Raw genomic sequence first — 12,517 nt, 5'->3', positions numbered from 1 at the left:
CTTGCCCTACAGTTTCAGTCTTCAGTCGTTCTCACAAGTAATTGTTCTAACCCTTTTCGCAAAATGTTTAGACTTGCATTATGATCCCTGTCTAATACCGTTCCACACTTTGCACAAATATGCGTCCGAATAGAAAGTGATTTTTTCACACGATTTCCACATAAACATCAAGTTTTTTATTTTATTTACGAAAAAATATTGACAACGATAATGATAACCATTATCATTTATTAAGAAGCCAACAATTGATGAATCAACCAAACGCTCAGTAACATTGTTACCCCTCTTTTTCATATAGAAAAACACTGTACATTCCCCCTGTTTGTACAGTGTTTTTCTTTTTTGCGTTTATTCAAATAAATTGAGTTGCTCCGGTTTTGGTTCGCCGTATGTAATATGCATCATCTCCATGAGTTGTTTTGCATTATCAGCAGCATCCCCGCCTGAATTATTATTAAATAGTACATATATGTTTTTTGTCTTTTTCTGCAATGTATGTAATCGCTCTGTCCATTCTTCTAGCTCTTGTTTATTATAACGATATAAGCAGCGAACTGCTCGCCAATTTTCTCCTTTATCAAGCCATCCATGAATATTACGACCATGAAAGCGTATCAGTGCCATTTCAGGATGAGTTGCTTCTAATACAAGTGGAACAGAACCAATGCCAGCTTGTGGTTCATCACAGATCGTATGAATCCATTCTTCCTGTTCTAAAAATTGCAACGTTTTATCATGCATACTAGGATGAAACCACGTTTGATTTCGGAACTCTATGGCACATGGTAAGCCTTCCATCTTTTCTTTTGTATAACGAAGTAAATCTACATTTTTCTTCTGACAATCAAACCAAGGTGGATATTGGAATAATATCGCCTTTAATTTATGCGCTTCTTGAAGCGGAATAATCGATTGTTTAAATATTTCAAACATCTCATCAATATTTGAAAATGGAATCTCTCCTTGCATATGTCCCGTCATCCCTTGATACGCTTTAACAACAAACGAAAAATTTTTTGGCGTTTCCCCCGCCCATTTCATATAATTTCGAACCGGTTGCATAGCATAAAATGAACTATCTACTTCAACAATAGGGAAATACTCACTATATGTTCGCAATTTATTTCTATTTTCATAGGAATCTGCATATAAAGAATCATGATCTCCCCATCCTGTTAATCCAATAGAAATCACCTTTTCTCCTCCTTATCCCATTTCTATAAATCCGTACACACCTAATTAACAAAGTTTCAATCTTCTTCAAGAGCATCTTTATAAAATATGATATACTAGATGGAAGAATTTTTAAATTGAGGAGTTATTTATTTATGATTCAAGAGGATACTACTTTATCTCATGAAAAGCAAATAAAAGAATTAGAAAGAAAAGTACAGTTTTATGAGCAGTTGGTGAATCAACTACCACATCATTTTACATATAAAAACTCACAACTAGGTTTACAGTTACATAAAAAAGGGACTTCTCATTCCATCAATCGCATACCAAAGCAAGAGAGAGAATCAAACCTTGTACTAACTTGCGATTCCTTATTTCTATTTGAGCAACTTGAAAAGCACTTTGTTCATATTTTTGATGCATTTTCGCATCATGTCACCTTTATTGACAATAAAGGCATCATTACATTATGTAATCAATCTGCAGTAGATGATTTGGGAATATCACGGAGCGATATCATCGGCAAACCGATTCAACAGTTATTAAACCTACCTGAAGAAAAAATTAAGGCATTAGAAACATTAAGAAGCGGAAAAGAAATTTATAACGAAGAAGTGTTAGATACAAATTATGGAATTTCTAATAACCGAATTATTCGTGACTATAATGGAGAGATCTTCCGTGTGATTAGTGTCTTTCATTATTTAAATACCGAACGTGATGCTGAAAAACTTGCATTAGCGGGTCGAATTGCAGCTGGAATTGCACATGAAGTTCGTAATCCACTTACAACAGTACGCGGTTATTTACAATTTTTACAAGAAAGTGTTTCACCTTCTAATAAAGAGCTTTTTCAAAATTTACTCATTCCTGAATTAGATCGTGCCAATAGTATCATCACGAAATTTTTATCTATTTCAAAAGCACACGAATTTAAAAGAGAACCATTTCCCATCAATACTTTTTTACGTGAATATATCCAACAGCTACTAGCTAGTGAAGTATTTTTGCATAACATTTCTATTGAATATAATTTATCCTCCGATTTAGAAGACATATTAGTGAATATTGATCGACATGAGCTCGTTCAAGTTTTCCTAAACTTATTTCAAAATGCTGTGGATGCAAAAAGCGATAAACCTTTGTCCATTCAAATCACTAGTCATCGTTTGGATAATTTTGCTCGCATTACTTTCCAAGACAATGGAACTGGTATTCCTCCAGCGATTCAAGACTATATATTTGATCCATTCTTCTCTACAAAAGATGCAGGAACTGGACTCGGATTATCAGTAACAAGAAAAATCATTCAAAATCACAATGGAACTTTAAAAGTTTCTAGTAATGAAAACGGAACAACATTTATCATCTCAATTCCATTAGCACAAAAAGGGGCTGGCTTATAGCATCTCCCTAAAAATAATCAGTGGGGATGAAGCCCCACTGATATAATCAAATAAATATATTCAAAATATGCGATTTGTAAACTTTCAGCACACGTCATTAGCTCTCCGCCAATCCATTCCCCTAATCAATATGTATTATCTATTCCTCTTTCATGAGAAATGCCACAAAGCTTAATTCGTTCGATGTCTATTCCTGTTTCTTTTTTCACTTTTCTAACTGCTGTCTCTTCCTCCATTCCAAATCTAACATACATACACAATAAGGAATAACTAGATGCTATTCATCTCATCTTAAATATTTGATTTCCTTCTTTACGTTTCTTTACTTCAAATTTACTCTAGCTTAACGCTTATTTTGTATGATAGATAAAGAAGACAATGATATGAAAGAGGGATGAAAATGAACGTCTTATTGTCAATACGCTTTTGGATTTCCCTTATGTCATGTATATTTTTATGCTCAGCATTCTTTTTAACTTTAGAATATACGGCTACATCAAAAGCAGCAGAAAACAGCAATATAGCTCCATATGAGCTACTATATGCAAAACAAAATACAGTCCCTCTATCTTCTTCCTCATCTAAAGAAAAAAAAGTTATCAAAGGAATGATTATTACAAAAGCTGCTTCCCATCATGACCTGAATCAGATTGCTAAAAAAATTAAAGAACAATATAAAAATCAGAAAATCGATGAAATTACATTATCCATTCACAATAAAAATATTGGAAAATACGAAGAAGACCTACCTTATGAGCCAATTAGCAAAGGAACAATTTCCATTATTTACACTTCACAATCCCATTCCAACGTAATCATTCGTCTCAATGAACAATAATACACCTGCTAAAAATTTTTTTCCCTTCATAAAAAAAGAGACGAATATAATCATTCGCCTCTTTTTATTTTTACAAAAATGGAATCCACTCTTTTACTTTATCAATCCATTCTTTTTGTTGTTCTCTTCTCTGTTTTTCTTCTTCTTGACGCTTTTTCTCTTCTTCTTTTCTTCTCTTTTCTTCTTCAATTGTCTTTAATTGTTTCGAATAGTCAGCCTCTGATATAAGTGATAATTGAAATGCTTTTTGACTAGGGTTTTCATCAGCTTTTTTCATAATATCTCGAAACATTGTCGTTGTAATTTGACTACCACCTGGCACATAATGCTCACTGTCTGTTTTATCATATCCTATCCAAATAGCTCCCACTAAATCCGGTGTATAGCCAACAAACCAAGAATCTTTCGCTCCGCTGCTTGGACCATCCACAAGCTGAGTGGTTCCCGTTTTTCCAGCAGTATCAATATTTTTCACCTTTGCTTTTTCACCCGTTCCTTTTTCAACAACACCCTTTAATAAGTACGTCATTTTTTGAGCAACTTTCTCACTCGTTACACGGGTTTCTTTTTTATACCATTTCCCAACTGTTTCTCCCTCAGCATTCTGTATTTCCCGGATTGCATGCCCTTCAACTTGTACACCATCGTTAGCAAAAGTAGCATAAGCTTGAGCCATTACAAACGGAGAAGTTCCAGTATGCATTCCCCCTAAAGCAATAGGAAGAGTACGGTCTTCTGCTTGTAGTGGGATACCAAAACGCTCTAATGACTTCAAACCTTTTTCCAATCCAATTTGTTCTAACAACCAAACAGCTGGTACATTATAGGACTTAGCAATCGCTTCATACATTGTAACATCACCATGAAAAGCATGATCACTATTTTGGGGCGCATAATCTTTTATATTAAGCGGCTCATCTTTTAAAACATCATACACTTCATATCCTTGTTCTAATGCTGGTACATATACGGCAAAAGGTTTTAGGGTTGAACCAGGTTGCCTTTTTAATTGCGTTGCATGGTTAAATTGCAAAAATTGATACGTCCCCCTCCCGCCGACTAGTGCGGGTACACCACCAGTTTTCGGGTCCATCAAAACAACGCCCGTTTGCATAAGCTGATCAGCGTTACTCCCTTGGAAATAATTATCATTATTCACAACATCTTCTACTGCTTGTTGTTTTTTCGGATCAAGTTCTGTATAAATACGATATCCACCAGCTAAAATTTCATTTTGCGTCAATTCATATTTCTCCATTGCCTCACGTACAATATAATCCACATACTGCGAATATTTTCCTTTATACTTATCATCAACACCTCGTCGTAATGCAAGGCCTGTCTCTTGCTCTTTCTTGTATTGATTTTCTGTAATATACCCTTGCTCTTTCATTAGTGCTAAAACAACATTCCGTCTTTCAATTGACTTATTAAAATTTTTATATGGTGAATAGGTTGATGGTGCCTTAATTAATCCTGCTATTGTCGCAGCTTCTGCTATTGTTAAATCTTTTACTTCTTTATCGAAATATGATTTCGCTGCTTTTTTTATCCCCCAAGCTCCTTCACCAAAATAAATTTGATTCATATACATTTCAATAATTTCATCTTTTGTATACGTACGCTCTATCTTCTTCGTCAAAAAATACTCTTTAAACTTCCGTGAAAATGTACGTTCTTGTGTTAAAAATACATTTTTCGCAAGCTGTTGTGTAATTGTACTGCCACCAGCAACTACTTCTCCCGCCGTAATATTTTTTAATAGGGCACTCATAATCCCACTATAGTCAATACCATGATGACTAAAAAACTCTTTGTCCTCTACTGCTACAACCGCTTGAATCATAATATCGGGAATATCTTTTCTTTTAATACCTTCCGCCTTGGAAGAAGATAGCTTTGCTGCCACTTCTTTATTTGTATCATAAATAAGTGTTGGCTGCGGAACAGCCTGTTTTAATGCAGATATGTCTTGAATGGAGATCATTATATTTACCGCAATAAATAGGGTAACGAAAAAACCGCCAAAAATTAATAATATATTGCGCAATTTCTTCCTCTTGTTGAACCACTCAAGCATTTTCTTGAAATGAGTGTTGTTCAATTTCATTTATTCACTTCCTTCATTTATTTACACTTTCATCAGGAAAAGGAAGAAACTCCCTCCTTTTGAATTTATTATAATAACGTAATAGTTCTTCAAGTGTAAAGTATTTCTTTCTCATTCATACTTTTTGCAAGAAAAGGACATTCTACAAGTAAGATATTCATTAGTCGTTATTAATATTATTAATGCATCAATATGTATTATGTTAAGTTTTTGTAAACTTTTCGATAAAATGTTTTAAAAACCGACAGTTTTTTGTTAGAATTGACTAGCCAATATATTTTACATATATTACTTTTCGTGGGGGTAACAATAATGGTATTTAAATCTAAAAAAGATAAATTTTCTGAAATGTTAATGAATGTTTCTGAAAATTTAAAAGAAGGCGCGCAATTTTTCGTGGAGTATAAAATTAAAAATGCTAGCGATTTAAAAGAATTTTCTATGCGCATGAAAGAATATGAGTCAAAAGGTGATTCATTTATTCATGAAATCATTATGGAGCTAAACAAAGCGTTTATTACTCCTATTGAACGTGAAGACATCCTGCAACTTGCAATGAGCATGGATGATGTACTAGACGGATTAGACCACAGTGCAGGTTTATTCGAAATGTATTCTATTACAGAGGCAGATGAATACATGATTAAATTTGTGGAGGCAATTAATCAATGTGCGATTGAAATTGCAAATTCCGTTGAACTTATGTCGAATAAGAAATTAGTGGACATTCGCACAAATGCAATTAAAATTAAGGATTACGAATCACAGTGTGATGATATTCGTCGTCACGCCATTAAACATTTATTCTCTCGTGAAAAAGATCCGATCAAGATCATTCAATTCAAAGAGATTTATGAAGAGCTAGAAGAAGTTGCTGATAGCTGTCAAAGCGTTGCAAACGTATTAGAAACAATTATTATGAAGAACGCGTAAGGAGTTTGATCATGGATACAGTCTTGATTTTAACTGTTTTAATAGTCATTTGTGCTTTAGCTTTCGACTTTATTAATGGATTCCATGACACAGCGAACGCCATTGCGACAGCTGTTTCTACCAAAGCTTTGAAGCCACGACAAGCCATTATCATGGCAGCTATTATGAACTTTTTAGGTGCAATGACATTTACAGGTGTAGCAAAAACAATTACAAAAGACATTGTTGATCCTTTTGCTTTAGAACATGGATCATATGTTATTTTAGCCGCTCTGCTTGCTGCAATTGTTTGGAACTTAATTACTTGGTACTATGGAATCCCAAGTAGTTCTTCGCATGCAATTATTGGTGCAATCGCAGGTGCTGCAATTGCTGCTGCTGGTCTAAGTGCAATTAATTTCAAAGGATTTATTAAAATTATTGAAGCTTTAATTATTTCACCAATCGTTGCATTTGTTATTGGTTTTATCGTGTATAGTATTTTTAAAGTTGTCTTTAAAAACTTTAATTTAACGAAAACGAATCAAAACTTCCGTTTATTCCAAGTGTTTACCGCAGCACTACAAGCTTATACACATGGTACAAACGATGCTCAAAAAGCAATGGGTATTATTACAATGGCATTAATGACAAATGGCCTTCATAATTCTGGAGATATTCCTTTATGGGTTCAATTCTCATGTGCTCTTGCAATGGGTCTTGGTACTTCTGTCGGTGGATGGAAAATTATTAAAACTGTTGGGGGACAAATTATGAAAATTCGTCCTGTAAACGGTGTAGCTGCTGATTTATCATCATCTCTTGTCATTTTCGGAGCAACATTTATTCATTTACCAGTTAGTACAACGCACGTTATCTCTTCTTCTATTTTAGGGGTAGGTGCTTCACATCGTGTAAAAGGTGTAAAATGGGGAACTGCAAAGCGCATGTTAATTACCTGGGTGATTACACTTCCAATTTCAGCTTCATTAGCTGCTCTATTCTATTATCTATTACATTTAATTTTCTAATCAAAAGTCGTCTTCCTTATTTTTCTAGGAAGACGACTTTTTTGTGAACAATCTTATTTCTTTTCAAAAAGTGTGTATAATGAATGTTGGATTAGTTATACAGAGGAGTTGGCAATTTTGGAATATATCATGTTACTTTTCATTGGATTAATCGCAGGAACAGTCGGAAGCCTAGTAGGACTTGGCGGAGGAATTATCATCGTCCCTTTACTAATTGGACTGCATAGTTTATCACCACAACTCGCAGTTGGAACATCAATTGTGACCGTAGTTTTCACTGGTCTCTCCTCTACTCTTACTTATATGAAACATAAGCGAGTAGATTATAAAAGTGGACTTATTTTATTTATAGGGAGCGGTCCTGGAGGGATTATTGGATCGTGGGCAAACAAATTTTTGAATCAGGATTCTTTCTCTTTATATTTTGGAATTTTCCTTATTTTTGTATCTATCCTTCTCTTGTTACGTGATAAATTGAAACCTCTTTCCCTCTCAAATGCAACTGTTATTAAACGATCTTTCACGGATTCTGAAGGTAAAACCGTTTATTATCAATTCCCACCGTTTCTTTCGATTATTATCGCATTTGTAGTTGGTTTCATATCTGGATTATTTGGAATTGGTGGCGGTGTATTGCTCGTTCCAGCAATGATGCTTCTTTTTGCATTCCCTGCACAAATTGCTGTTGCAACTTCAATGTTTATTGTCTTTTTATCAGCAATTGTAAGTTCTTTGACTCATATTTCTCTTGGCAATGTAAGCTGGATTTATGCATTGATTCTTATTCCTGGCGCTTGGATTGGCGGGAAAATCGGAGCTTACATTAATACAAAATTAAGCGGTAATGCGATTATCAATTTATTGCGTATCACATTAATTATTCTTGGAACCAAACTGATTATCAGTTCTTTCCTCTAACGCGTTCTTTTTAGAATGCGTTTTTTCATACGCAGGAATACAAAAACATCCCTAAAATAAAACATAATACTGTACACACACACAACAACATCAAATTTGAAACATGTAATTTGTCCATGGTGATCACACTCCTATAGCTGGGCTGTTACCCCTATGATAGCGAAAAAAAAGACACTTTGCCTTTACAATATGCTAACAATGCAAAATCAATTATTACAAACTTTATCTATTTATTACATAAATTCGTATAATCAATCGATTCAACAAAAAAAAGATGTCATATTGACATCTTTTAGTGAAGGAGTGACCACCCCATAAAATCTTCATGGACTTGACGTGCTCGTTTATCATTTCTATCATACAATTCAGCGTAGCTATCCGTTTCTTCGTCATAAGCCATTGTATAAATAATTTGACCATCTATTTCAACTGATAGAACGACTCCACCTTTCATCTCTTCCACATGTATGACAGCATTAGCTGGAATTTTCATATCAGTCATTTTCGCATCTAACAATATACTAAACCCCCTACAGCGTATTCATTGCTAGTACTATTACACACTAAATAGTATACTACTGTAATAGCATACGTTTCGTCAATAAAATTGCTGTTTATAACAATATAAATACAAATTGAAAAACTGACATAAAACCTTTCTTTGTAAGTGAGAGAGATCATCCGACTATGCATAGAAGCAATCAGCCCCTCTTCTTGCCCCATACCAAGTGAAAGCAAAGAGAAAAACGAGTGCAGTCACATTTTGTTCTTCATAGCAACGATTTATATATTGGAAAATCAAAATGGATATATACATCACCTTTTGTATTTAAATTTATATGTATATCACTTACAATAAACTAATAGAACTAAATAATGGGGTGCTAACATTGATTCTACATAAAGGGGATATACTATTTCGTCAAGGTGAAGAAGGACCTTTATATTTTATTAAAACTGGTCTATTAAAGGTCGTTCGGTTACAAGAAGACGGAACGCCATTTTTATTTAATATTATCGTTCCTGGTGAGACAATTCCTCACCATTCTTTAATTTCACCGAAAGAATATCATGGTACAGCCATCGCTTTAATTAAGACAGAGGTCCAGCCCATTGTATGTAATACATGGTACGAAAAACTACAGGAGAATCCAGAATTATATGCTGACATCGCCATGCAACTACAAACGAAATTGCGAATGATGCAGCAACGAATCGATCAATTAACAACTGTTTCTCCAAAAGAACGTCTCCACCGTCTACAAGAGTGGTTCGCACTCTATTTAGGAGAAATTCCCATTTATGAAATATTAACACAAACAGAAATTGGCCAACTTATCGGTGTACGCCGTGAAACAGTAAATCGCTTGTTACGAGAACAAACAAAAAACGAGGTAAACTAACACCTCGTTTTTTTTGTTTGCCTTATGATAAGCTTGCTGCCGGTCCGAAAAATTCATAATGAATGTGTTCAGGTGAAACTCCCCATTCTACTAAAGCCGCATTAATATGCTTCATAAATGGTACCGGGCCACAGAAGTAAAATTCTGCTTCAGACGTAGGAATGATAGATTGCAGCCAATCTAAATCAATAAAACCTTCTTTATCAAAGTTTTTCATTTGTAGGTCTTGTTCTGTTGGCGAAGAGTAACAAGTGTATGCTTCTACTTGTTCATAGTCGCTCGCTACTTGCTGTACATACTCTTTCATCGCATGCACATTGCTATTTAATGCTGCGTGAATAAAGTATACCTTACGATTTGAAGCTTGCTCAATTAATGTATTTAACATACTCATCATCGGCGTAATACCAACACCGCCACTGATTAACACAACCGGTAAGTTTGAATCCATATCTAATACGAAATCTCCTGCTGGTGCACTTAATGGAAGAATATCTCCTTCTTGGATGTGATCATGTAAATAATTAGATATCTTTCCATCCGGTGTCTCTGTAGCTGTTTCTCGTTTTACACTAATACGATAATAGTCTTTGCCAGAAGCATCTGATAAGCTGTATTGACGATTATGTGTATATGTTTCACCCTCTATATTTAATTGGATCGTTACATATTGACCAGGTAAGAATGAAGATAGCTTCCCTCCATCTTCTGGTTTTAAATAAAATGATGTGATTACGTCGCTCTCTTTCTCTTTTTTTACAACGATAAAGTTACGGAAATCTTTCCATCCACCTTCTTTTTCCGCTGCCTCTTCATACATTCCTGCTTCGACACTAATAAATGCATCAGCAATTACACCATACGCTTCTCCCCAAGCATCTAACACTTCTTGTGGTGCTTCTGCAACCTCTTTAATTGCTTGTAGTAAACATTTCCCTACAATTGGATAGTGTTCAGCTTTAATTCCTAAACTTCTATGTTTATGAGCAATTTGTTTTACAACAGGAATAATAACTTCTAAATTATCAATATACGTTGCTGCTGCATACACTGCGCTTGCTAAAGCCTGTTGCTGTCTTCCTTTTTTCTGATTTGTATGGTTGAAAATATTTAATAATTCTGGATGTTCCGAGAACATAATTTGATAAAAGCGTGTCGTAATTTCAACACCTTTTTCTTGTAATAATGGTACTGTTGATTTTACAATTTCCATTGTTTTTTCACTTAACATTGTATCCCACTCCTCTATTTCCTTGTCTATTGTTATTGTAAACGAAGCCAAAATGGAAGGTTGTGATTTTAATCACTATAAACATGGTGTTTTTGTGAAAAATATATGAACGATTTAGATTTATCCCGCTATTTGTTACTAAACTAACGAATTAAATATACACCTTTATATTTTTCCAAAAAAGAAATAAGCTAACCAAAATTTTGGATAGCTTATTTCTTTTTTTGTAGAGCGTGTTCAATTATTAAAAATGACGTTTATTTCATCCAATTTTAGCCAAAACTAATAACGAAAGGAGGTAGACAAAAATGAGATTACAATCTTTCATGATTAGTGCCCTTTCTTTTTTAGCTTCGGCATTAATCTTTTATACAGTTGGCTATGTCTTACTATTAGATTTGTTACCAAAGCATCTCTTTATTATTCTTATTATTCTTTCTGCTCTTATGATTTCCTATCTTATTACACGAAAATCGTTAAATGAGCCGTCTACCAAAACAAAATAATAGAGTGAACCTTTTAGGTTCACTCTATTATCATTTCCTAGGAAAGTTTTTGACTATCTTTGCAAATTCATTTTTTCACCATACTCTTTTACAATTTGAATAATATTTTGAAACGTACCTACTTTTTCTTTTTTATGATTCAATACTTGTAAATCATAATGATCATAATAAGTTTCTAATGCTTTTAACTGGGAAGTTGATGCCCCCTCTATAGGTACAGTAAGATTCACTTCATATTGTTTATATCCTTCTCTAACTTTTTCTCCTGCAATAGTTTCACTCATTTTCTTTCCGACTACCTGTTGCATTTTTTCAGGAAAGATCAATTGAAAATAATACTCCCCTTCTTTTTCTAAAGTTTTATATAAAGAATCCGAGATTGTATAAAATACTGTGTATTTTATTTTTTTCTCATCTGTTTTAATATGAAAAGCAGTAATTTGCATGTCCTTTTTTGTCACTTCTATTAAAGCGTTCACTTTTGTATCATCATTTTGTTGCTCAGTAGCACCTGGAAGTATAGATAAAAGTTGCTCTGTATCAGATTTTGTAAGCATATACGTCTCTTTTTCATCCTGCAGCCACCCTTGGCGAGATTCCCCTCTTAGCCATGCACGATATATTTTCTTCTTTCCGTTTTTCTCAATTTGGATTTCGTACTCTGGTTCTCCAAAACCCCCTGTTATTTGTTGTTTCTCAGCTTTATTAATAATATCTACCACTTTCTTTGCTTCCTCTTGCTTTAAAACCTTTTCAAGATTTCCTTTTTGTATAATTGTTACTTGTATACTTTCCTGCATAGGATTCACCGTCTCTTCTACTTGTTTTTTCTCCTTTTTTTGTTCAACTTGACTACACGATGCTAATAAAAAAAATAGTAAGAAAAACATCCATTTTCTTTTCAACTTTTTCCCTCCTATCTAGAACAATAAGAAAAGCTTATTGTTCTTGAAAATGAAACAAAAACGTTATGTATGATGAAATAA

The 12,517-nt window shown here is 34.0% G+C and carries 12 protein-coding genes and 1 pseudogene; 7 read left to right on the top strand and 6 right to left on the bottom strand.

Annotation, left to right across the window (positions count from 1 at the left end):
- Positions 1 to 14: 14 nt before the first annotated feature.
- Together BPMYX0001_RS30380 and BPMYX0001_RS06695 are read right to left on the bottom strand one after the other, a co-directional pair.
- Positions 15 to 161 (bottom strand): annotated as a pseudogene (locus tag BPMYX0001_RS30380) (zinc ribbon domain-containing protein); the annotation flags it as partial.
- Between the two features lie 187 nt (positions 162 to 348).
- Positions 349 to 1,194, bottom strand: a complete 846-nt coding sequence (locus tag BPMYX0001_RS06695) for a DUF72 domain-containing protein (RefSeq protein WP_006094213.1) — start codon at positions 1,192 to 1,194, stop codon at positions 349 to 351.
- Between the two features lie 134 nt (positions 1,195 to 1,328).
- Between BPMYX0001_RS06695 and BPMYX0001_RS06690 the strand changes: the two genes are divergently transcribed.
- Together BPMYX0001_RS06690 and BPMYX0001_RS06685 are read left to right on the top strand one after the other, a co-directional pair.
- Positions 1,329 to 2,582 (top strand): ATP-binding protein, encoded by a 1,254-nt coding sequence (locus BPMYX0001_RS06690; RefSeq protein WP_006094211.1) that lies wholly within the window; start codon positions 1,329 to 1,331, stop codon positions 2,580 to 2,582.
- Positions 2,583 to 2,982: 400 nt separating this feature from the next.
- Positions 2,983 to 3,420 (top strand): hypothetical protein, encoded by a 438-nt coding sequence (locus BPMYX0001_RS06685; RefSeq protein WP_018764239.1) that lies wholly within the window; start codon positions 2,983 to 2,985, stop codon positions 3,418 to 3,420.
- A 70-nt stretch (positions 3,421 to 3,490) separates the two neighbouring features.
- On the opposite strand, the gene BPMYX0001_RS06680 is transcribed toward BPMYX0001_RS06685, so the two are convergent.
- A complete protein-coding gene (locus BPMYX0001_RS06680) occupies positions 3,491 to 5,530 on the bottom strand; it encodes a transglycosylase domain-containing protein (protein WP_029426973.1) in 2,040 nt (679 codons plus the stop codon).
- A 312-nt stretch (positions 5,531 to 5,842) separates the two neighbouring features.
- On the opposite strand from BPMYX0001_RS06680, the gene BPMYX0001_RS06675 reads away from it, so the two are divergent.
- From BPMYX0001_RS06675 to BPMYX0001_RS06665, 3 genes are all read left to right on the top strand, one after another.
- Positions 5,843 to 6,463, top strand: a complete 621-nt coding sequence (locus tag BPMYX0001_RS06675; protein ID WP_000231447.1) for a DUF47 domain-containing protein — start codon at positions 5,843 to 5,845, stop codon at positions 6,461 to 6,463.
- An 11-nt stretch (positions 6,464 to 6,474) separates the two neighbouring features.
- Positions 6,475 to 7,473, top strand: coding sequence for an inorganic phosphate transporter (locus BPMYX0001_RS06670; RefSeq protein WP_006094199.1), 999 nt, complete (start codon positions 6,475 to 6,477; stop codon positions 7,471 to 7,473).
- A 117-nt stretch (positions 7,474 to 7,590) separates the two neighbouring features.
- Positions 7,591 to 8,391, top strand: coding sequence for a sulfite exporter TauE/SafE family protein (locus tag BPMYX0001_RS06665; protein ID WP_018764237.1), 801 nt, complete (start codon positions 7,591 to 7,593; stop codon positions 8,389 to 8,391).
- Positions 8,392 to 8,683: 292 nt separating this feature from the next.
- On the opposite strand, the gene BPMYX0001_RS06660 is transcribed toward BPMYX0001_RS06665, so the two are convergent.
- Positions 8,684 to 8,908, bottom strand: coding sequence for a hypothetical protein (locus BPMYX0001_RS06660; RefSeq protein WP_003196257.1), 225 nt, complete (start codon positions 8,906 to 8,908; stop codon positions 8,684 to 8,686).
- 373 nt (positions 8,909 to 9,281) lie between these two features.
- Here BPMYX0001_RS06660 and BPMYX0001_RS06655 point away from each other — a divergent pair, with 373 nt between their 5' ends.
- Complete coding sequence (locus BPMYX0001_RS06655; protein ID WP_033798759.1) at positions 9,282 to 9,794, top strand: Crp/Fnr family transcriptional regulator; 513 nt, start codon at positions 9,282 to 9,284, stop codon at positions 9,792 to 9,794.
- Between the two features lie 22 nt (positions 9,795 to 9,816).
- Here BPMYX0001_RS06655 and hmpA read toward each other — a convergent pair whose 3' ends face one another.
- A complete protein-coding gene (gene hmpA, locus BPMYX0001_RS06650; RefSeq protein WP_018781005.1) occupies positions 9,817 to 11,025 on the bottom strand; it encodes an NO-inducible flavohemoprotein in 1,209 nt (402 codons plus the stop codon).
- Positions 11,026 to 11,333: 308 nt separating this feature from the next.
- Here hmpA and BPMYX0001_RS06645 point away from each other — a divergent pair, with 308 nt between their 5' ends.
- Entirely contained in the window at positions 11,334 to 11,531 is a 198-nt protein-coding gene (locus BPMYX0001_RS06645) for a hypothetical protein (protein ID WP_016131282.1), read from the top strand.
- 53 nt (positions 11,532 to 11,584) lie between these two features.
- On the opposite strand, the gene BPMYX0001_RS06640 is transcribed toward BPMYX0001_RS06645, so the two are convergent.
- Entirely contained in the window at positions 11,585 to 12,436 is an 852-nt protein-coding gene (locus BPMYX0001_RS06640) for a YhfM domain-containing protein (RefSeq protein ID WP_018781006.1), read from the bottom strand.
- Positions 12,437 to 12,517: the final 81 nt, after the last annotated feature.

The organism is Bacillus pseudomycoides DSM 12442 (assembly GCF_000161455.1).
Taxonomy (GTDB): Bacteria; Bacillota; Bacilli; order Bacillales; family Bacillaceae_G; genus Bacillus_A; species Bacillus_A pseudomycoides.
Note: the sequence above shows the minus strand (reverse complement) of the source record. Positions and strands in the feature narration are given on the sequence as shown.